The sequence below is a fragment of the Pseudomonas sp. CMR5c genome (assembly GCF_003850545.1).
In the GTDB taxonomy this organism is placed as follows: Bacteria; Pseudomonadota; Gammaproteobacteria; order Pseudomonadales; family Pseudomonadaceae; genus Aquipseudomonas; species Aquipseudomonas piscis.
Map to the genome: position 1 here is coordinate 282444 of NZ_CP027705.1, position 19814 is coordinate 302257.

At 64.3% G+C, this 19814-nt stretch carries 16 protein-coding genes; 7 read left to right on the plus strand and 9 right to left on the minus strand.

Annotation, left to right across the window (positions count from 1 at the left end; genetic code table 11):
• Positions 1–6: 6 nt before the first annotated feature.
• The 5 genes from C4K40_RS01315 to C4K40_RS01335 all read right to left on the minus strand — a co-directional run bounded on the left by C4K40_RS01315 (position 7) and on the right by C4K40_RS01335 (position 5171).
• Positions 7–1248, minus strand: a complete 1242-nt coding sequence (locus C4K40_RS01315) for an SfnB family sulfur acquisition oxidoreductase (RefSeq protein WP_022644177.1) — start codon at positions 1246–1248, stop codon at positions 7–9.
• Positions 1249–1676: 428 nt separating this feature from the next.
• Entirely contained in the window at positions 1677–2426 is a 750-nt protein-coding gene (tcyN, locus tag C4K40_RS01320) for an L-cystine ABC transporter ATP-binding protein TcyN (RefSeq protein ID WP_053132714.1), read from the minus strand.
• Between the two features lie 4 nt (positions 2427–2430).
• Positions 2431–3096: a cystine ABC transporter permease gene (gene tcyL, locus C4K40_RS01325; protein ID WP_022644179.1), complete on the minus strand. Its 666-nt coding sequence runs from the start codon at positions 3094–3096 to the stop codon at positions 2431–2433.
• Positions 3096–3893: a cystine ABC transporter substrate-binding protein gene (gene tcyJ, locus C4K40_RS01330; protein WP_022644180.1), complete on the minus strand. Its 798-nt coding sequence runs from the start codon at positions 3891–3893 to the stop codon at positions 3096–3098. Before tcyJ ends, tcyL begins: the two co-directional genes overlap by 1 nt.
• A 282-nt stretch (positions 3894–4175) precedes the next feature.
• On the minus strand, positions 4176–5171 hold the full coding sequence (locus C4K40_RS01335) for a D-cysteine desulfhydrase (protein ID WP_022644181.1): 996 nt from the start codon (positions 5169–5171) through the stop codon (positions 4176–4178).
• A 190-nt stretch (positions 5172–5361) separates the two neighbouring features.
• Here C4K40_RS01335 and epsC point away from each other — a divergent pair, with 190 nt between their 5' ends.
• Both epsC and betT read left to right on the plus strand, forming a co-directional pair.
• Complete coding sequence (gene epsC / locus C4K40_RS01340; protein ID WP_022644182.1) at positions 5362–6288, plus strand: serine O-acetyltransferase EpsC; 927 nt, start codon at positions 5362–5364, stop codon at positions 6286–6288.
• A 412-nt stretch (positions 6289–6700) separates the two neighbouring features.
• Positions 6701–8662, plus strand: a complete 1962-nt coding sequence (gene betT, locus C4K40_RS01345; protein ID WP_022644183.1) for a choline transporter BetT — start codon at positions 6701–6703, stop codon at positions 8660–8662.
• 45 nt (positions 8663–8707) lie between these two features.
• Here betT and C4K40_RS01350 read toward each other — a convergent pair whose 3' ends face one another.
• Positions 8708–8971, minus strand: a complete 264-nt coding sequence (locus C4K40_RS01350) for a hypothetical protein (RefSeq protein WP_053132711.1) — start codon at positions 8969–8971, stop codon at positions 8708–8710.
• A gap of 69 nt (positions 8972–9040) precedes the next feature.
• Positions 9041–9781 (minus strand): SDR family oxidoreductase, encoded by a 741-nt coding sequence (locus C4K40_RS01355; RefSeq protein WP_022644186.1) that lies wholly within the window; start codon positions 9779–9781, stop codon positions 9041–9043.
• 133 nt (positions 9782–9914) lie between these two features.
• Between C4K40_RS01355 and C4K40_RS01360 the strand changes: the two genes are divergently transcribed.
• Positions 9915–10805 (plus strand): LysR family transcriptional regulator, encoded by an 891-nt coding sequence (locus C4K40_RS01360; RefSeq protein WP_053132707.1) that lies wholly within the window; start codon positions 9915–9917, stop codon positions 10803–10805.
• Positions 10806–11701: 896 nt separating this feature from the next.
• Entirely contained in the window at positions 11702–12739 is a 1038-nt protein-coding gene (gene mgrA / locus C4K40_RS01365; RefSeq protein ID WP_053132700.1) for an L-glyceraldehyde 3-phosphate reductase, read from the plus strand.
• 84 nt (positions 12740–12823) lie between these two features.
• On the opposite strand, the gene C4K40_RS01370 is transcribed toward mgrA, so the two are convergent.
• The gene (locus tag C4K40_RS01370; protein WP_022644189.1) at positions 12824–14011 is read right to left on the minus strand and encodes an HlyD family secretion protein; all 1188 of its coding nucleotides are present in this window, start codon (positions 14009–14011) and stop codon (positions 12824–12826) included.
• Between the two features lie 76 nt (positions 14012–14087).
• Here C4K40_RS01370 and C4K40_RS01375 point away from each other — a divergent pair, with 76 nt between their 5' ends.
• Positions 14088–15680 (plus strand): DHA2 family efflux MFS transporter permease subunit, encoded by a 1593-nt coding sequence (locus C4K40_RS01375; protein WP_053132696.1) that lies wholly within the window; start codon positions 14088–14090, stop codon positions 15678–15680.
• Between the two features lie 6 nt (positions 15681–15686).
• Here the strand turns inward: C4K40_RS01375 and C4K40_RS01380 are convergent, their stop codons facing one another.
• Positions 15687–16733, minus strand: coding sequence for a GlxA family transcriptional regulator (locus C4K40_RS01380; RefSeq protein ID WP_235777385.1), 1047 nt, complete (start codon positions 16731–16733; stop codon positions 15687–15689).
• Positions 16734–17025: 292 nt separating this feature from the next.
• Between C4K40_RS01380 and C4K40_RS01385 the strand changes: the two genes are divergently transcribed.
• A complete protein-coding gene (locus C4K40_RS01385) occupies positions 17026–18885 on the plus strand; it encodes a fatty acyl-AMP ligase (RefSeq protein WP_022644192.1) in 1860 nt (619 codons plus the stop codon).
• Positions 18882–19790, plus strand: a complete 909-nt coding sequence (locus C4K40_RS01390; RefSeq protein ID WP_022644193.1) for an acyl-CoA desaturase — start codon at positions 18882–18884, stop codon at positions 19788–19790. The genes C4K40_RS01385 and C4K40_RS01390 overlap by 4 nt, the downstream gene beginning before the upstream one ends.
• Positions 19791–19814 lie beyond the last annotated feature (24 nt).

Consider the following 19814-nt stretch of genomic DNA (forward strand, 5'->3'; position numbering starts at 1 on the left):
GGGCGGTTAAATCCAGGAGTGACGGGCCGGCAGCGTGCCGTTCAGGTGATAGGCGCCCACGGCGTGGTACTTCCAGCGCACCGGGTCGTGCAGGGTGTGCACCCGGGCGTTGCGCCAGTGACGGTCAAGGTTGAATTCGGCGAGGGTGGCGCGGCTGCCGGCCAGCTCGAACAGTTTCTCGCTGGCTTGCAGGGAGATCTCGGTGGTCAGCACCTTGGCTTCGGCCACGGCGATGGAGGCGCGGGCCGCGGACTCGACGGTGACCGGTGCCGCGTTGACCTGGTCCAGTACTTGGCCGGCCTTGCGCAGCAGGGCCTCGGCGGCGTGCAGTTCGATCTGCAGCTTGCCGATGTCGGCGATCACATAGAGGTCGTCGCTGGCCCGTTCGACGTTGGCGTCGATCCACGGCCGCGAGCGTTCACGGACGAAGCGAATGGCATCGGCCAGGGCTTCGCGGGCGATCCCGGCGTCGATGGCGGCCTGGATCAGTTGCGAGGCGGCGCCCTGGATGTTCGGGGTCTCGTTGATCTTCCAGTTGTCCAGCACCAGATCGGAGTCCACCCGCACGTTGTTCAGCAAGATGGTGCCGCTGGCGGTGGTGCGCTGGCCGAAGCCCGACCAGTCATCGATGATGCGCAGCCCCGGGGTGCCACGGCGGACGAAGGCCAGGACCTGGCGACCATCGTCGTTGAGCGCCTTGACCGCCACCCAGTGGGCGAACAGCGCACCGGTGGAATAGAACTTCTGGCCATTGAGCACATGGCCGTCGGCATCGGCGCTGATCCGCGCCTTGAGTTCCAGGGTGTTCTTGGTGCCGCGCTCCGGGCCGGCATTGCCGATGCGCCAGCCTTCCAGGACGCTTTGCAGCAGCTGTTTCTTCTGGCGCTCGGTGCCGCAACCGAGGATCAGGTTGAGGATCCCGAACTGGTTCTGCGGGATCTGCCCGAGGGCCGGGTCCGCCGCGGAAATGATCGCGAAGACCTCGGCCACGGTCACGTAGGAAACCTGTGGGCCGCCATAGGCCCGGGGAATGGCGATACTGCCCAGGCCGCTGCGGGTGAACTGCTCGACCAGCGCCCAGGGCAGCTTGCGCTGGCGGTCGCGCTGGGCGGCCTGCTGGCGGGCCACGTCGGCCAGTTCATGGGCGGCTTGCAGGGCCTCGGCGTCGTTACGCAAGACCTGTGCGGGCAACAACAGGGGGGCAATGTCCAGGTCGCTCTGGACCTGTGCTTCTACCAGACTGGACATCAGTGCCACTCCTTGGCTGCACGCAATGCCCTGGCGATCTGCACTGGGGTGATTGTGTTCCGAACCATACCTACCTCACATCTTTGGATAGGCCGCGTCATGCGGCGAAATCAGGATCAAGAATGTCCGGTGGTCCGGTGGCATATACCCTAAACGTGGATAAAAATTAAATGAACTAACTTATAGGAATATGTATAGAAGAGGGTTACGTATACGTCAGGCGGGGCATTGGGCGTGTGGGTATCGAGGCTTGTGCAGCTGCTGCCGCAGGCTGCGCATGGGTGCGCAGCGGCTGTGGGTTTTGGGGTTTGAGGGCCCTGCGGGCCTTGGCGCAGCTCGCGCTGCTCGGCAGCGGCTACAGGTGGGGGTGGCGTTTGGCGTGGCCGCTGCCGCAGATTGCGTAGCGGCCTTGGGGTTCTTGGGGTGGGTCAGGCCGAGGTGAGGAACTTGCTGAGGAACTGCCGGGTGCGTTCTTCCCGGGGGTGGGCGAACAGGGCCTTGGCTTCGCCCTGTTCGACGATCACCCCCTTGTCGAAGAAGATCACCCGGTTGGCCACGTCGCGGGCGAAGCTCATCTCGTGGGTGACGATGACCATGGTGCGCTTCTCCTCGGCCAGGCCGCGGATGGTCGCCAGCACCTCGCCCACCAGCTCCGGGTCCAGGGCCGAGGTGGGTTCGTCGAACAGGATCACCTTGGGCTCCATGGCCAGGGCCCGGGCGATCGCCACCCGCTGCTGCTGGCCGCCGGACAGGCGCCTGGGGTAGGCGTCTTCCTTGCCTGCCAGGCCGACCTTGGCCAGGAGCTTGCGGCCCAGGGCCAGGGCCTGCTCGCGTGGGGTCTTCTTCACCACCAGCGGGCCCTCGACGACGTTCTCCAGGGCGGTGCGGTGGGGGAACAGGTTGAAGTTCTGGAACACGAAACCCACTTGCTGGCGCAGTTGGCGGATCCGCCCTTGCTGCTGGCTCAGCGGGACATTGCTGTCGATGGCGATGTCGCCGATGCGGACCCGGCCGCTGGTGGGTTGTTCGAGGAAGTTCAGGCAACGCAGGAAGGTGGTCTTGCCCGAGCCACTGGGGCCGATGATGGCCACCACCTCGCCTTCCTTGACCTCCAGGTCGATGCCATTGAGCACCGTCTGGCCCTTGAACTGCTTGGTCAGTTTTTCCACCACGATCATGGCTTCAAGACTCCTGGTCGTGCCGATTGACCCGCTCTTCCAGACGGTGCTGCAGGTGCGCGAGCACGCTGGCCAGGACCCAGTAGATCAGAGCGGCGGCAAGATACATGGTGAAGATTTCGAAGGTCCGGGCGGTGATCAGCTGCGCCTGGCGGAACAGTTCCGGGACCTGGATGGTGGCGGCCAGGGCAGTGTCCTTGACCAGCGAGATGAAGCTGTTGCCCAACGGCGGCAGGGCGGTGCGCATGGCTTGCGGCAGGATCGCCCGGCGCAGGGTCTGGGCCCGGGTCATGCCGATGCTGGCGGCGGCTTCCCACTGGCCGCGCTCGATGGAACCGATGGCGGCCCTGAGGATTTCACAGGCGTAGGCCGCCATGTTCAGGGAGAAGCCGATCAGCGCCGCAGGCAGCGGGTCCAGCTCCAGCCCCAGTTGCGGCAGGCCGTAGTAGATCACGAAGAGCTGCACCAAGAGCGGCGTGCCGCGAAAGAACGACACGTAGATCCGGGCGATCCAGCTCACCAGCGCGAAGCGCGACAAGCGCATCAAGGCCAGGCCGAAGCCCAGCAGCAGCCCGAAGAACATGCCGCCCAGGCTCAGGATCACCGTGTAGTACGCACCCTTGAGCAGGAATGGCGCCGAGTCCAGCGCCAGTTGCAGGCCTGCTTCCATTATTGGGTGACGTCAGCGTTGAAGTACTTTTCCGAGAGTTTCTTCAGCGTGCCGTCGGCCCGCAGCTCCTCGATCGCCTTGTTCACCGCGGCCAGCAGTTCCGGTTCGCCCTTGCGCAGGGCCACGCCGGATTCCTGGCGGGAGAAGGGGTCGCCGGAGACCACCAGGGTGTCCTTGGTTTTCTTGATCAGCTCGAAGGCCGCCAGGCGGTCCACCAGGATGGCTTCGATACGGCCTACTCGCAGGTCCTGGTACTTGGTCGGATCGTCGTCGTAGGTCTTGATGATGGCGTTGGGCACGTTTTCCTTCAGCCATTGCTCGTAGTTGGTGCCCAGGCCCACCCCGACCTTGTGCCCGGCCAGGTCGGCGGCGGTCTTGAACTTGCCCTCGTCCTTCTTCTGGGTCAGGGCCTGGATGCCGGAGACGGTGTAGGGGGTGGAGAAGTCGTATTTCTTCTTGCGCTCCTCGGAGATGGTCACCTGGTTGACCACGGCGTCCAGGCGCTTGGATTCCAGGGCCGCGAGGATGCCGTCCCACTTGGTCGGCTGCAACTTGACCTTGACCCCGAGCTTGTTGGCCAGGGCTTCGGAGAATTCCACTTCGAAGCCGGTCAGCTTGCCGTTTTCGTCGACATAGCTGAACGGTGGGTAGGTGCCTTCCAGGCCGACGTTGATCACCCCCGCGTCCTTGATCTTCTGCAGTTGCTCGCCGGCAACCGCTTGCCCCATCAGTCCGGCACCGAGGGCCAGGCCCAGTGTGCCAATCAGCAGATTGCGACGCAGTACGGAAAGATTCATGACAAGCCCCTGTGGTTTCTTATGCACGATGCGAATGGGTGGTGCGGGTCGAACGGTGAGCCGGAATGCAGGTTTCATCCTGCCCTAAATGCAGCGTATGCGTCTCCCGGCAAATTCGCCTGCGGCGCGACTATAGGTGCTCTTTTATAGATGTAAAAATAATATAAATTCACATTTATATTCCTGTTGTGAATATTTGATCCGCCTTTCGCAGTCGCTGCCGCCGGCTGCGCACGAGCGCAAGGCACTCGCCTTTGCCGATGTATTTCCTTGCTTTGATCTTCAGCTGAAGGCCCCGGCATAAGCGAACAGCGCCGGGGCTCCGCCGGTGTGCAGGAACAGGATCGGGCCCTCGTCGAATCGCTGGCGACCGATGCCGTCCAGCAACCCGGCCATGGCCTTGCCGGTGTAGACCGGGTCCAGCAGCAAGCCCTCCTGGCTGGCCAGGAGCTTGACTGCGGCCAGGGTGCCAGCATTGGGCTCGCCATAGCGCGGGGCGAAATACTCGTCCCACAGCTGCACGTTGAAACTTTGCGGCAACGGTACGCCCAGCAGTTCGGCGGTGCGCTCGGCCAGCCCCTGGACCTTGGGTCGCTGGTCTTCCTCGGTGCGCGAGACGGTAACGCCGATCACCGGCAGTTGCGGCAAGGCTTCGCTCAGGCCCAGGGCCAGGCCGCTGTGGGTGCCGGCGCTGCCGGAGGCCAGGACTACGGCGGCGAAGCGCAGGCCGCTGTCCTCGATCTGTTGCGCCAGCTCCAGGCCGGCGCGCACGTAGCCCAGGGCGCCCAGGGCATTGGAACCGCCGATGGGCACCAGGTAGGGCTTCTTGCCATTGCTGCGCAGGCGCGCGGCCAGGGCCTGGAGCTGCTCGTCGGCCTGGTCGAGGTTGTCCACCAGCTCGACCTTGGCATCGAACAGTTCCAGCAGCAGGCGGTTGCCGTTGCCCAGGTAGTTGGCATCGTCGGTGCCGATGGGGTTTTCCAGCAGGGCGACGCAACCCAGGCCCAGTTGGGCGGCCAGCGCCGCGGTCTGGCGTACGTGGTTGGACTGGATGGCCCCGGCGGTGACCAGGGTGTCGGCACCCTGGGCCAGGGCATCGGCCGCCAGGTATTCGAGCTTGCGCAGCTTGTTGCCGCCCATGGCCAGGGGCGTGGTGTCGTCACGCTTGATGTAGATGTCGCGGCCGGTCCAGGCCGACAGGCGTTGGAGCTTTTCCAGGGCGGTGGCGTGGCCGAGCAGGTCGAGGCGGTCGAAACGGGCGAGCTGTTGTTTGATCATGAGTCCGCACGGAACAAGGAAGGTGCAACGACTATAGGCAGCGATATTTGGCCGGGCAACCGCCGATCGCTTATGCCAAAAAGTGCTTATATGCGCACAATTAGTTCTTAAGGGTGATCGTGACCGGGCGTAAAGTGATCGCCGTTTGCGCGGCCTGACAGTCCGGCCGCCCGAGTCTAGGAGTCTTATCGTGAGCGAGCGTTCCAGCCATTGGCAATTGCAGACCATCGTCGGTCAACTGCGCGATGCCCGTGATCAGTGGCGTAGCCGCAACGGTCGGGTCAGCGGCGAGCAGGGTGGCCGCGAGCTGCCGTCGCGGGCGGCCATGGCGGAGATCCTCGAGGCCCTGTGCGGTGCGCTGTTCCCCATGCGCCTGGGGCCGGTGGACCTGCGCGAGGAGAGCGAGGATTTCTACGTCGGCCACACCCTGGACGCGGCGCTCAACGCCTTGCTGGCCCAGGCGCGCCTGGAACTGCGCTACGTGGCCCGGCAGAACGGTGAAAGCGATACCGACGTCAATGCCCGGGCGATTCGCCTGATCCAGGATTTCGCCCTGGCCCTGCCCGGCCTGCGCGTATTGCTGGATACCGATGTGCTGGCCGCTTACCACGGCGATCCGGCGGCCCGCAGCGTCGACGAAGTGCTGTTGTGCTACCCGGGCATCCTGGCGGTGATCCACCATCGCCTGGCGCACCACTTGTATGGTGCCGGTCTGCCGTTGCTGGCGCGGATCAGCTCGGAAATCGCCCACTCGGCCACCGGTATCGACATCCACCCGGGGGCGCAGATCGGCAAGAGCTTCTTCATCGACCACGGTACCGGCGTGGTGATCGGCGAGACCGCGATCATCGGCGAGCGGGTGCGCATCTACCAGGCGGTGACCCTGGGGGCCAAGCGCTTCCCGGCGGACGAGGACGGCCAGTTGCAGAAGGGCCATCCGCGCCACCCGATCGTCGAGGACGACGTGGTGATCTACGCCGGCGCGACCATCCTCGGGCGCATCACCATCGGCAAGGGCTCGACCATCGGCGGCAACGTCTGGCTGACCCGCAGCGTGCCGGCGGGCTGCAACCTGACCCAGGCCAACCTGCAGCACGACGACGGCTCGCAGAAGTAACCTGTGGCCGCTGGCGGGCCTGCCACCCTCAATGCAGGCGCTGCGTGCCCGTGCGCAGCGCAGCCTGCGGCAGCGGCTACACGAAGCGGCTACGCATGCCCGGCAGTGCCTTCAGGGGCCGGCCGGGCTTTCTCGCCTCCGATGCGGCCGCAGCGCTGAACGATTGCGCCCGGCATACGTCATACCCTTCCTTGAGCTAGCGTACTGACAGTACCGCTGAGCCCTGCAATTGGTCCTGAACCCCTTATCCATGTTTAACTTGAACGCTTGTTCAAGTTAAACCGGTGGTTCGCTGCCCGCTCACAACAGGAGGCTTGCCTTTGCTGAGTCCGTACATTTCAGCCATGTTTCACCCCTTCGAGGTGCGCCATTCATGAGTGCATCATCCACCCCCGCGAACAGCCTGGTTCGCATGAATCCCCCGGTGTTCTACTTCGCCGCCAGCTTCATCCTGATCTTCGGCGTGGTGGTGATCAGCCTGCCGGAACAGGCCGGTGCCTGGCTGCTGGCCGCGCAGAACTGGGCGGCCAATACGGTCGGCTGGTACTACATGCTGGCCATGACCCTGTACCTGGTCTTCGTGGTGGTCACCGCCTTGTCCGGCTACGGCAAGATCAAGCTCGGTGCCGACCACGACGAGCCCGAGTTCAGCTACCTGTCCTGGGCCGGCATGCTGTTCGCCGCCGGGATCAGCATCACCCTGTTCTTTTTCTGCGTTTCCGAACCCCTGACCCACATGCTCCAGCCGCCCAAGGGCGAGGCGGGCACGGTGGAGGCGGCGCGCCAGGGCATGCAGTTGCTGTTCCTGCACTGGGGCCTGCATGGCTGGGGCGTGTTTGCCTTCGTCGGCATGGCCCTGGCGTACTTCGCCTACCGGCATAACCTGCCGCTGGCCCTGCGTTCGGCGCTGTATCCGCTGATCGGCAAGCGCATCAATGGCCCCATCGGCTATGCGGTGGATGGCTTCGGCATCATCGCCACGGTGTTCGGCCTGGGCGCCGACATGGGGTTTGGCGTGTTGCACCTGAACTCCGGCCTCGACTACCTGTTCGGCATCGCCCACACCCAGTGGATCCAGGTCTTGTTGATCACCCTGATGATGGGCGCGGCGATCACCGTGGCGGTATCCGGGGTCGACAAGGGCGTGCGGGTGATGTCCGACATCAACATGCTGCTGGCGGTAGCGCTGCTGCTATTCGTGCTGTTCGCCGGCCCGACCCAGCATCTGCTCAATACCCTGATCCAGAACCTGGGTGACTACCTGGGCGCGTTGCCGGCCAAGAGCTTCGACGTCTACGCCTATGACAAGCCCAGCGACTGGCTGGGTGGCTGGACGGTGTTCTACTGGGCCTGGTGGATTGCCTGGTCGCCGTTCGTGGGGCTGTTCATCGCGCGGATTTCCCGGGGCCGAACCATCCGTGAATTCGTCTTCGGCGTGCTGCTGATTCCCCTGGGCTTCACCCTGGCGTGGATGTCGATCTTCGGCAACAGCGCCATCGACCAGGTGCTCAACCACGGCATGAGCGCCCTGGGCATGTCGGCCATCGACAATCCATCGATGACCCTCTACCTGCTGCTGGAAACCTACCCCTGGAGCAAGACCGTGATCGCGGTCACGGTGTTCATCAGCTTCGTGTTCTTCGTCACCTCGGCGGACTCCGGCACCGTGGTGCTCTCCACCTTGTCGGCGCGGGGCGGCAGCGCGGACGAAGACGGCCCGAAATGGCTGCGGGTGTTCTGGGGCGCGATGACCGCCCTGGTCACCAGCGGGCTGCTGTTCGCCGGTAGCGTCGATTCGCTGAAGTCGGCGGTGGTCCTGACCTCGCTGCCGTTCTCGCTGATCCTGCTGTTGATGATGTGGGGCCTGCACAAGGCGTTCTACATGGAGTCGCAGAAGCGCATCGCCCAGCTGCATTCCCTGGCGCCGGTATCGGCATCGCGCCGAGGCCGGGGTGGTTGGCGCCAGCGCTTGAGCCAGGCAGTGCATTTCCCGTCGCGGGACGAGGTGTATCGCTTCCTCGACCAGACCGTGCGCCCGGCCATCGAGGAGGTGACGGCGGTATTCGTCGAGAAGGGCCTGAACGTCATCACCCAGCCCGATCCGGCCAACGACAGCGTCAGCCTGGAAATCGGCCACGGCGACCAGCATCCGTTCGTCTACCAGGTGCAGATGCGCGGTTATTTCACCCCATCCTTCGCCCGAGGCGGCATGGGCCCGAAAGAGCTGCGCAACCGCCGTTACTACCGTGCCGAGGTGCATCTGTCCGAGGGTAGCCAGGACTACGATCTGATGGGCTACAGCAAGGAGCAGATCATCAACGACATCCTCGACCAGTACGAACGCCACATGCAGTTCCTGCATCTGGTGCGCTGATCCGGGGTCTTGCGGCCGGGGGCGCTGCTGCCCCTGGCCTGCGGCTCAAGCCCTCGCTCCGCCCATGGCCAGGTACAGCCCCAGGGCTGCCACCGGCAGGGCGAACACCAGGCAGCCGACCAGCAGTTCCGAACCCAGGGGCTGCTTGGCGCTGACCACTCCCACCGCACCGTTGAGCACGCTCAACGCCAGCCACAGCCCGCAAAAGACGTAGCCCAGGGTGTGTTGGCCAAAGCCCAGCCGTTCACCGATATACAGCACCAGGGCCAGCAGGAGCAGGCCGAAGGCAATGACGATGGTGGTGTGCATGAGGGGCATCTCCTGGCGCCAGCCGACAGGCCGGAAAGAGTCCGGCGGCCCTGTTATCCAGCATAGGTCTCAAACCAGCCCGCCGTTGGCCCGCAGCACCTGGCCGTTGATCCAGCCGGCCGCGGGACTGGCCAGGAAGGCGACGATGGCGGCGATGTCCTGTGGCTGGCCCAGGCGCTCCAGGGGCGGCAGCTTGGCGAAGTGCTGCACCTGCTCCTCACTCTTGTCCTGCAGGAACAACTCGGTGGCCACCGGTCCGGGCGCCACGGCGTTGACCCTGATGTTGCGCCCGCGCAGTTCCTTGGCGAATACCCGGGTCATGGATTCCACCGCGGCCTTGCTGGCGATGTACACCGCATAGCCGGGCAGGTCGAGGCCTACGGTGCTGCTGGAGAAGTTGACGATGGACCCGCCCTGGTTGAGGCGCGTGGCCGCCTCGCGCAGGGCGTTGAAGGTGCCCCGGGTGTTGATGGCGAAGGTGCGCTCGAACAACTCGTCGCTGTGCTCGGCCAGGGCCTGGACCTTGAGGATGCCGGCGTTGTTGACCAGCACATCGACCTTGCCCAGCTGGGTTTCGGTGGTTTCGAACAGTTGGCGTACCTGGCTGGCGTCGGCCACGTCGGCCTTGACCGCGATGGCCTGGTGGCCGGCCTGGCGCAACTGCACCACCAGCCGCGAAGCCTCCTGGGCATTGCTGGCGTAGTTGATCGCCACGGCATAGCCGTCGGCGGCCAGTTGGCGGGCGATGGTGGCGCCGATACCGCGCGAGGCTCCGGTGACGATCGCGACTTTGCTGGGTTGAACGGTCATGGCGAGTATTCCTGGGCAAGTGTGGCGGTGAAGGGATGTGGCGCAGGTTCACCGATTTACCCCTGTGGATAAATGCGCCAGAGTTGCCTTGACTGTTCAAGCAACGCCAACAATCTCGCCTGCGGAGCTGCCTGTGGATCAAGTCAAAGCAATGAAAGTGTTCGTGCGGATCTACGAGCGCAGCAGCTTTACCTTGGCCGCCGAGGACCTGAACCTGCCCCGGGCGACCCTGACTCACACCCTCAACCAGTTCGAGGCCTGGCTCGGCACCCGGCTGCTGGAGCGCAGTACCCGGCGAGTGCGGCCGACCCTGGACGGCGAGGCCTATTACCCGCGCTGCGTGCAATTGCTGGCGCAGCTGGAAGAGGCCGAGCTGGCGTTCCGGGCGGTGCAGCCCAAGGGCCGGTTGCGGGTCGACATGCATGGCACCCTGGCAGGGCATTTCGTGATCCCGCGCCTGGGGCAGTTCATGCAGAGTTATCCACAGATCGAGCTGGCCCTCAGCGAGGCCGATCACTTCGTCGACCTGATCGCCGAAGGGGTGGATTGCGTGCTGCGGGCCGGCACCCTGGGCGACTCCACGCTGGTCGCCCGGCGGGTGGCGAACCTGGCCCAGGTGACATGCGCCAGCCCCGCCTACCTGGCGCGCCATGGCGAGCCAGGGAGCCTGCAGGACCTGCCCCGGCACCGGGCGGTGAACTATGTCTCGCGCAGTGCCGGCGGGCCGTTGCCCTTCGAGTTCATGGTGGCTGGCGAGCGGCGTGAACTGGCCATCGACGGCGCGCTCTCGGTGTCCGGCGCCCAGGTCTACGGCGCCGCGGCCCTGGCCGGGCTGGGCATCATCCAATGCCCGCGCTACCACGTGGCCGATTCCCTGGCCCGGGGATTGATGCGCGAGATCCTGGTGGACACCCCGCCACCGCCGATGCCGGTATCGGTGGTCTACCCCCATAACCGCCAGCTTGCGCCACGGGTGCGGGTGTTCGTCGACTGGCTGGCCCAGGTATTCGCCGAAGCCGGCTGACCCACTCCCGCGCTTCCAGGCGCCTGGAGCGCTCCTTTCCACAGGCCAGTCACGGGCTGTTTCTTCTTGCCGACGGTGGCAGCCACGGCCCGGGCAGGAGTGGTTTTTGCCGTCTATAAACAATGGATGCGACCTGCCTGATACCGATCGGTTAAGGCAATGGCAGGAGCGCGGCTTGCCCGCGATGGAACCCAGGGCGCTGTGTTTTCCAGTCAATACGCGCAACCGTTAACGAGCATCGACCGGCTGCTCCTGCAGGAGCTCAACTCGCTTGACTGGCTGGCGTATGGCTTTCGGCGAATTTTTTGCGCGTTGCAAGTGAGTGTCAGCGACTGCGAGCCCTGGGTATTTCTCCAGGACCGGCGTTGGTTGCGGTTTTTGCCTCAGGGGCCGGTGTGGCCACTTTTGAACATCGTCCAGGGGGTGAAAAGGCAAATTGCCATTAGCTACTAAGGATGATTTCGTATTGTACTACGTGGTACGTAATATATTTCATGTCGTGCTTTTCGGCGCGATTCTTCGATCCGTCGATTTCAAGGGTGTGCGATCTGGGTTTCGTGGTACGAAGCGCCAGTCGTTGCGCCTCGTTCAATGCCATTCACGGGGTTTAACCCAGTAAATACGGGACTTCTCGCTGCTGTAGGAAGCCTGGGGCCTGATGCCCTGTGGGCCAGCACTTTTGGGCTGAAAACCGAGAAAAAGGTTGTTTTTCAGCGATTTTATAGTACGGAAACAAGTATGAATTCGGTATGAAATACGGCATTTCATATCGTTTTAGTTTTGCGGAACTGCCTGGAACCGGGTGGTTCACAACAACAGGGGGAGGCTGGCCGTTGCGCCAGCCGCCATGCCGGAACCGGCCATCCAGAGGTGGCCCCAGTCCAGATGAGGATTCGATGACTTATTCAGCTGCTGAACATCGCTACGACTCCATGCCCTATCGCCGCGTCGGCCGCAGTGGCCTGGTGCTGCCGGCCCTGTCCCTGGGGTTGTGGCACAACTTCGGCGACAGCACGCCGATCGATACCCAGCGCGCCTTGCTGCGCACGGCCTTCGACCTGGGCATCAACCATTTCGACCTGGCCAACAACTACGGTCCGCCCTATGGCAGCGCCGAGATCAACTTCGGCCGTCTGCTGCGCGAGGATTTCCAGGCCTATCGCGATGAGCTGATCATTTCCAGCAAGGCGGGTTGGGACATGTGGCCCGGGCCCTACGGCCAGGGCGGCGGCTCGCGCAAGTACGTGCTGGCCAGCCTCGACCAGAGCCTGCAGCGCATGGGCCTGGACTATGTGGATATCTTCTACTCCCATCGCTTCGACCCGGACACGCCCCTGGAGGAAACCGCCAGCGCCCTGGCCAGCGCGGTGCAGCAGGGCAAGGCGCTGTACATCGGTATCTCTTCATACTCCGGAGCGAAGACCCGGGAGATGGTCGCCTTGCTCAAGGAGTGGAAGGTGCCGCTGCTGATCCACCAACCGGCCTACAACATGCTCAATCGCTGGGTGGAAAGGGACCTGCTGGAGACCACCGAGGAGCTCGGCGTGGGAGTGATCGCCTTCACCCCGCTGGCCCAGGGATTGCTCACCGACAAGTACCTGGACGGCATTCCCGAGGATGCGCGGGTCAACCGTCCTGGCGGCGGATCATTGCAGGCCTCCCACTTGTCCGAGACCAACATCGCCCATGTGCGGGCCCTCAACGATATCGCCAGGAACCGTGGGCAGAGCCTGGCCCAGTTGGCCCTGGCCTGGACCCTGCGGGATCCGCGAGTGACCTCGGCCCTGATCGGCGCCAGCCGGCCGGAGCAGATCGTCGAGAACGTCGGGGCCTTGCAGAACCTGGGCTTCAGCGTGGAGGAGCTGGCGGAAATCGATCATTTCGCCCGGGAAGGGCGGATCAACCTGTGGGAAAAACCTTCCACCGCCGAGTAGTGTGTACCGCCGCCAGGGCCATGGGCCTGGCGCCCGGAGCCTGCCGGTCGCCTGGAGCATGGCGCCCGGCAGTGCGCGTGAGCTTCACTGGCTGTTGGCGCTGACCTTGAGCTCGGAGTGGGTACTGCCTGCGTTGCGCTGCTGGGGTTCGTCCAGGTCGACCTTGGCGATCACCGACAGGCCCGGACGCAGCCGTTCCAGGCCTGGCTGGTCGGCATCGAAGCGGATGCGCACCGGCACCCGCTGGACGATCTTGGTGAAGTTGCCGGTGCCCGGCTCGAAGGGCAGCAGGGCGAAGGTCGAGCCCGAACCCGGGGCCAGGCTTTCCACGGTGCCGGTAATGCTGACCCCCGGCAGGGCGTCGATCTTGATGCGCGTCGGCTGGCCGGGAAGCATGTGCTGGGTCTGGGTTTCCTTGAAGTTGGCCAGGACGTAGAGCTCGTGCAGCGGGACCAGGGTCAGCAGGCGCGAGCCCGGCTGTACGTAGTCGCCCACCTGGACCTGGCGATTGCCCACGGTGCCGTCCATGGGTGCATAGATGGTGGCGTGGCTCTGGTCCTGCTGCGCCAGCTCCAGCCGGGCCTTGGCGGTCACCACCTTGGCCTTGGCCATCTGCAATTGCGCTTGCAGGCGTTCGCGCTGGGCTGAAGTCACGGCCTGGTCGTTCTCGGCCACTTGCAGCATGGCCTGGGCATGGGCGTGGTTCTGCTCGGCGGAGATCGCCTGGGTGCTGTATTTCTCCACTTCGTTGCGCGCCACGGCGCCGGTGGTGACCAGGGTGTCGAAGCGGTTGCGCTCGTCCCCGGCGCGCTTGGATTCGGCCTGGGTGGTGCGGATCGAGGTGCGGGCCGCGAGTACCCGGGTATTGGCCAGGCGCTGTTCGGCGTCCTGGATGGTCAGCGCCGCCTGGGCCAGGGCGACCTGGGCCAGGCTATCGGCCAGGTCGCCTTCGGCCAGGGTCACCCGGCTGTCGAACTCTTCGCTGTTGATGCGCACCAGGGGCTGGCCGGCGGTGACGCTCTGGTGGTCCTTGACCAGCACCTCGGTCACCAGGCCGTGGACCCGTGGCGCGACCGAGGTGGCGTCGGCGGCGATATAGGCATCGTCCGTGGATTCGGTGGACGGCGCCATCAGCACCCAGCCCACTCCAACCGCCACCAGGGTCAGGGCGACGGCGCCGGCAATCAGCGGCCGCTTGGAGCGCTTGCGCGGCTTCTCCGTGTCCTGGGCGGCTTGCAGGATAGCGTTCTGGGTCTGGGTGCTCTGCTCCATGTTGAAGCTCCATGCGGTTTTGAATTACGATCATAATATTCACATGACGACCGCAATACTACAGGGAAGTAACCACGTGACGACAAGCGCATCCGACCTCCCTGGCGCGGGCGAGCAGCCGGCTCAAGCGACCCTGCGACGCAAGTTCCTGGTCTTCACCATCATGGCCTTCGGCATGTTCATGGCCCTGATCGACATCCAGATCGTGGCCGCTTCGCTCAACGACGTGCAGGCCGGCTTGAGCGCCGGTCCCGATGAAGTGAGCTGGGTGCAGACCGCCTACCTGATCGCCGAACTGATCATGATTCCCTTCTCGGCCTTCCTCGCCCAGGCGATTTCCACCCGCTGGCTGTTCGCGACCAGCGCGGCGCTCTTTACCTTGTTCAGCGTCGGTTGCGGCATGGCCTGGAACATCGAGTCGATGATCGTGCTGCGGGCGCTGCAGGGCTTCACTGGCGGGGCCATGGTGCCGACGGTGTTCGCCGTCGGCTTCGTGTTGTTCGAGGGCAAGCAGCGAGCGATGGTCCCGGCCATCCTCGGCATGACCGCGGTCCTGGCGCCGACCCTCGGGCCCACCGTAGGCGGGCTGGTGACCTTCTACCTGGACTGGCGCTGGATCTTCTTCATCAACGTGCTGCCGGGCCTGGTGATCTGCATCGGCGCGGCGTTGTTGATCGATGTCGACCGTCCCGACCTGCCCATGCTGCGGCGCATCGACTGGCTGCATTTCGCGGCCATGGCCCTGGCCCTGGGCTGCCTGGAATACGTGCTGGAGGAGGGGCCGCGCAAGGACTGGTTCAGCGATACCGGGATCGTCATCTCGGCCTGGGTGTCCCTGGTGTCCTTCGGGTTGTTCATCGAGCGGTCCTTGTATTCGGACAACCCCATCGTGTCGTTGCGACCGTTTCGCGATCGGACCTTTTCCATCGCCTGCCTGCTCAACCTGGTGATCGGCTTCGGCCTGTACTCCTCGACCTACCTGGTGCCGGTGTTCCTGGGCCGGGTGCGCGGCTTCGACAGCCTGGAGATCGGCACCACGGTGTTCGTCGTGGGCATCGGGCAACTGTTCAGCACCATCATCGCTGCCCGGGCCTCGGAGAAGGTCGACCGGCGCCTGATCATCTCGGTGGGGTTCCTGGGCCTGGCCCTGAGCCTGTGGTTGACCTCGCAGATCACTTCCAACTGGGGTTTCGACGAGTTGCTGGTGCCCCAAGTGGCGCGTGGCCTGTTCCTGATGCTGTGCATCGTACCCAGCGTCAACATGGCCTTGAGTTCGTTCCAGGGGGTGGAGCTGCGCCAGGCGTCCGGCCTGTTCAACCTGATGCGCAACCTGGGCGGGGCCATCGGTATCGCCACGGTCAACACCTGGCTGCAGGACGATGCGCGGACCCAGGTCCTGCACCTGTCGGAGTCCCTTGGCGCCAAGGCGGTGGCGGCCCAGGAACTGATGAGCGAGCTGGCACTGAAGATCGCCGCCGACACCCCGGACCCCAGCCATGGCTTCCTCATGGCCCAGGGCATCCTCGGCCGGCTGGTGGGGCGCGAAGCCCTGACCCTGGCCTTTGGCGACGTGTTCCGGCTGATGGCCATGATGTTCGTGGTGGCGCTGCTGCTGGTGCCGCTGTGCAAGGTGCCCCCGGCCGCCCCCGCGGCCGAGGAGGAACGGTGAGCAGGGCTACATGATGGGCGGGCCGGACCTGGCCTTGCGCAGCTGGCTGGGGGTGCAGCCCATGTTTTTCCACATCAACCGGCGCAGTGCGGTGGAATCGGCATAGCCCACTTTGAAAGCAACTTCTTCAATACTCATATTGGTTGTTTCCAATAAGCTCTGGACATGTTGCAGGCGAACTTTCTGGATGAAAGCCATGGGCGGTTTACCTGTGGCGCTGCGAATCCTGCGGGACAAGGTTTTCTCGGTGATTCGCAGATGTTCGGCGATAGTGCTCAGTGGGGGAACGTTTGGCAGGCAGTCTTCGATGAACTTTTCCAGCATCAGGACTTCGCGATTTTCTGTCTGCAAGTTCGATAAGGCCATGTAGTGGTATTGTGCGGGGCGCCCATCTATCAGCAAGTAGCGCATGGTCAGCTCTGCAACTTGATTACCCATCTTGTTGCGCAGGATATATAGCATCAAGTCCATTTGCGACATGCCAGCCCCGGCGGTAATCATATTTCCGTCATGAATAAGCATGCGTTTGGTATCGAGTATCGCCTCGGGATAACGCTGCTTGAAAGTGTCATACAGTTGCCAGTGGGTAGTGACGGTCCGGTCCTGCAGGATGCCCGCTTCGCCGAGGACGAAAACCGCCGAGCAGGAGGCCGCGGTCTGCTGCCCGCGCAGGTGGTGTTCGCGGACCAGCTTGCTCAGCTTGTGGATGTCGCCATGGTCGAGCCGGGAGAGAAGCTCCGTGGACAGGCTCAGGCCTGGCTGGCGCTTTTCCGTACGGCAACCGAACAGATTCAGCTCCTGGGTGTTCTCCAGGCCCAGCCCGGGGATGACCAGCATGCTGCCTTCGATGGCCTGGACGCGCTCCAGGGGCTGCGCATCCAGGCGCATGCCGTTCCTCATTCTTACCGATTCGCTGCTGCCGATGATTTGCCAGGTGATGGTGGGCCGCCCCATGACTTCGGCGACCTGATTGGCGGTGCGCAACACGTCCAGCGTGATCGCGACACTCGACCCCATAGCTCCTTCCAGTGCGATAAGAGTGAGCACATCCATGTCCATTTTCTCCCTGTAACTGTCCATTTGCGCATTAGCAAAATATACAAGCCGGTGGCAGACTTCACAACGCATCCAGGTTTCACTATCTCTGCCCGCGTTAGTTGTCGCGGGACATAAAAATATGCAGTCACCAAGTGATTGCGTTGTTCTGTCAGCAAAATGACATCTTAACTACTGCCTCTGTAATAGCTCCCTGTCGTTGAGGGGGTGTTTGTTCGGTTCCTTAGTGCTGAAAATAATAAGTGACCATCAGGTCGATATAAGGCTCTCCATTTAAAAAGGATTTTGAATGAACTACGCCGTGCCTAGTGACTATCTAATCGATGTCAATCAGACCTTCTCAGCACAACTAGCAGCCGATGATCAGTCGCTGGCTGCAAACCTGGGTATCGAATGTTTAAGTTCGGTTACCGAAGTGCTGGCCTACCGCGCCTGGCGCCAACCCGAGGCGATAGCCTTCATCCACCTGCTCGACGGCGAGCAGGAGCAGGTCGCCATCAGCTACGCGGAACTCTGGAAGCGTAGTCAACAACTGGCGGGTGCGCTGCAGATCTTCGAACCCCGGGGCAAGCGGGTGCTGATGCTGTTCGAAACCGGCATCGACTACATCGTTTCCCTGTTCGGCCTGTTCCTGGCCGGCGCCGTGGCGATCCCGGCGTTCCCGCCCGTGGGCACCCGGGGGCTGGAGCGGCTGGCGCTGATCTGTGCCGATGCGCATCCGCAGATCGTGCTCACCAGCGCGCGCTTCATGCGTTCCCAGGAACGGGTGAACGCCCTGCTCAGCGGCGAGCTGCCGGCGCCGCAATGGGTCGACCCGGAGCAACTGGCCGCCACGGATTCGGCCTGGAGCGCCCGGGACATCCCTCCCGGCCAGTTGGCGCTGCTGCAGTACACCTCGGGTTCCACCTCGGCACCCAAGGGCGTGATGCTGACCCACGCCAATCTCTACAGTAATTGCCGCAGTGCCAGTCAGTGGATGGGCCCGGCGCAGCAGCGGGTGGGTTGCAGCTGGTTGCCGCCCTACCACGACATGGGCCTGATGGGCGGGATCCTGCAACCGATCTACGACGCTTTCCCGACTGTGCTCATCAGCCCCGGGCATTTCGTCCAGCGGCCGTTGCGCTGGCTGGATGCGGTGTCGCGCTTCGGCGCCAGCGTGACCATCGCGCCGAACTTCGCCTTCGATTTGTGCGTGGACAACATCAGCGATGCCGAGCTGGCCGCGCTCGACCTGAGCAAGCTCAAGGCCATCTATTGCGGGGCCGAACCGGTCAGGCAAGGCACCCTGGCGCGTTTCGCCGAGCGTTTCGCCGCCGCCGGTTTCGATCCGGCGGCCCTGGGGCCTTGCTATGGCTTGGCCGAATCGACGGTACTGGTCTCGGGCAAGCCCCATGACGAACCGGCGTTCGGCGTCCAGGTCGACCGCGACCAACTGGCCACCGGCACCCTGGCGGTGGTCGAGGCCGGTCATGCCCTGGCCTTGCCGCTGGTCAGCAGTGGCCGGGTGGCGCCGGGCCTGCACCTGGCGATCGTCGACCCGGTCAGCCTGCTACCCGTGGCGGACGGCCAGGTCGGCGAGATCTGGGTCCAGGGCGGCAATGTCGGCGCCGGCTACTGGGGCAAGGACGTGCTGAGCGAGCAGGTGTTCCGCGCTCGCCTGCCGGGTGTCGAGGGGCACTTCATGCGCACCGGCGACCTGGGCGCGTTGCACCTGGGCGAGCTGTTCGTCACCGGGCGCCTCAAGGACCTGATCATCATCGCCGGGCGCAATCTTTATCCACAGGACCTGGAGCTGGCGGTGGAGAGCGCCGACCCGCGCATTCGCAGCAATGGCTGCGTGGCGGTGGGCCTGGATAACGGCCAGCAAGAGCAATTGGCGATCGTGGCCGAGATCAAGCGCAGCGAGAAGCTCGACGAGGCCCAGCAGGAACAACTGCGCCAGGTGCTCACCAGCGCCCTGGTCAGCCAGTTCGGCGTGGCTCCGGCGCGCATTCACCTGGCGCCCATGGGTGGCATTCCGCTGACCACCAGCGGCAAGGTCCAGCGCCAGGCCACCCGCAAGGCCCTGCTCGACGGCAGCCTGGCGCGGTACGGCGCCGGACGTGCGGCGGCACAACCTCTCAAAACTGCTACGGATGCCCTGTCATGACCGCGATGAATCCTCCTGTCGATCGTACTGGCCAGCGCGAGCGCCAACTGGCTTGGCTGACTGTCGGCGTACCGGCGGTCGGCACCGTGGTCGCGCTGGTCCTGGCCTGGCACCAGGGGATCAGCTGGCTGGAAGTCGGCGCCCTGGCCAGCATGTACCTGCTGACTGCCCTGGGGGTGGAGGTGGGGATGCACCGCTTCTTCTCCCACCACGCGTTCAAGGCCGGCCCGGTGGTCACCGCGTTCTTCGGGATCGCCGGGTCGATGGCGGCCCAGGGGCCGATCCTGTTCTGGGCCGCGACCCATCGCCAGCACCATGCGTTCACCGACAAGGAGGGCGACCCGCATTCGCCGCGCGCCCTCAAGGAAGGCCTGGCCGGCAGTCTCCAGGGGTGGTGGCATGCCCACCTGGGCTGGCTGTTCAGCCTGCGCAAGCAGAACTGGAGCCAGTTCGTCCCCGACCTGCTGCGCGATCGCCTGGTCATGCAGATCAACCAGCGCTACTACCTGTGGATCATCCTCGGCCTGTTGCTGCCGACCCTGGTCTGCGGGCTGATCACCCGTAGCTGGGAAGGCGCCCTGAGCGGCCTGCTGTGGGGTGGCTTCGTACGGATCTTCCTGGTGGACCACGCCACCTGGTGCATCAACTCCTTCGCCCACAAGGTCGGCGGCCGCGATCACAAGACCCGGGACACCAGCCGCAACGTGTTCTGGCTGGCGATCCCCACCGTCGGGGGCGGCTGGCACAACAACCACCATGCCTTCCCGGCACTGGCCCATGCCGGCCTCAAGCCCTGGCAGCTGGATATCGGTGGGCTGTTCATCGAGACGCTGGCGCTGTGCGGGCTGGTCTGGGACGTGAAGCGCCCTGGCCCGAGCGCGGCGGCGGAACCTTCAGAAAGCTGATAGTCGGTACTCACCTCACAGGAA

Coding starts and splice junctions, on each gene's coding strand:
- C4K40_RS01315 (WP_022644177.1), bottom strand. CDS start 1,248: ATGTCCAGTCTGGTAGAAGCACAGGTCCAGAGCGACCTGGACATTGCC.
- tcyN (WP_053132714.1), bottom strand. CDS start 2,426: ATGATCGTGGTGGAAAAACTGACCAAGCAGTTCAAGGGCCAGACGGTG.
- tcyL (WP_022644179.1), bottom strand. CDS start 3,096: ATGGAAGCAGGCCTGCAACTGGCGCTGGACTCGGCGCCATTCCTGCTC.
- tcyJ (WP_022644180.1), bottom strand. CDS start 3,893: ATGAATCTTTCCGTACTGCGTCGCAATCTGCTGATTGGCACACTGGGC.
- C4K40_RS01335 (WP_022644181.1), bottom strand. CDS start 5,171: ATGATCAAACAACAGCTCGCCCGTTTCGACCGCCTCGACCTGCTCGGC.
- betT (WP_022644183.1), top strand. CDS start 6,701: ATGAATCCCCCGGTGTTCTACTTCGCCGCCAGCTTCATCCTGATCTTC.
- C4K40_RS01350 (WP_053132711.1), bottom strand. CDS start 8,971: ATGCACACCACCATCGTCATTGCCTTCGGCCTGCTCCTGCTGGCCCTG.
- C4K40_RS01355 (WP_022644186.1), bottom strand. CDS start 9,781: ATGACCGTTCAACCCAGCAAAGTCGCGATCGTCACCGGAGCCTCGCGC.
- mgrA (WP_053132700.1), top strand. CDS start 11,702: ATGACTTATTCAGCTGCTGAACATCGCTACGACTCCATGCCCTATCGC.
- C4K40_RS01370 (WP_022644189.1), bottom strand. CDS start 14,011: ATGGAGCAGAGCACCCAGACCCAGAACGCTATCCTGCAAGCCGCCCAG.
- C4K40_RS01380 (WP_235777385.1), bottom strand. CDS start 16,733: ATGGATGTGCTCACTCTTATCGCACTGGAAGGAGCTATGGGGTCGAGT.
- C4K40_RS01385 (WP_022644192.1), top strand. CDS start 17,026: ATGAACTACGCCGTGCCTAGTGACTATCTAATCGATGTCAATCAGACC.
- C4K40_RS01390 (WP_022644193.1), top strand. CDS start 18,882: ATGACCGCGATGAATCCTCCTGTCGATCGTACTGGCCAGCGCGAGCGC.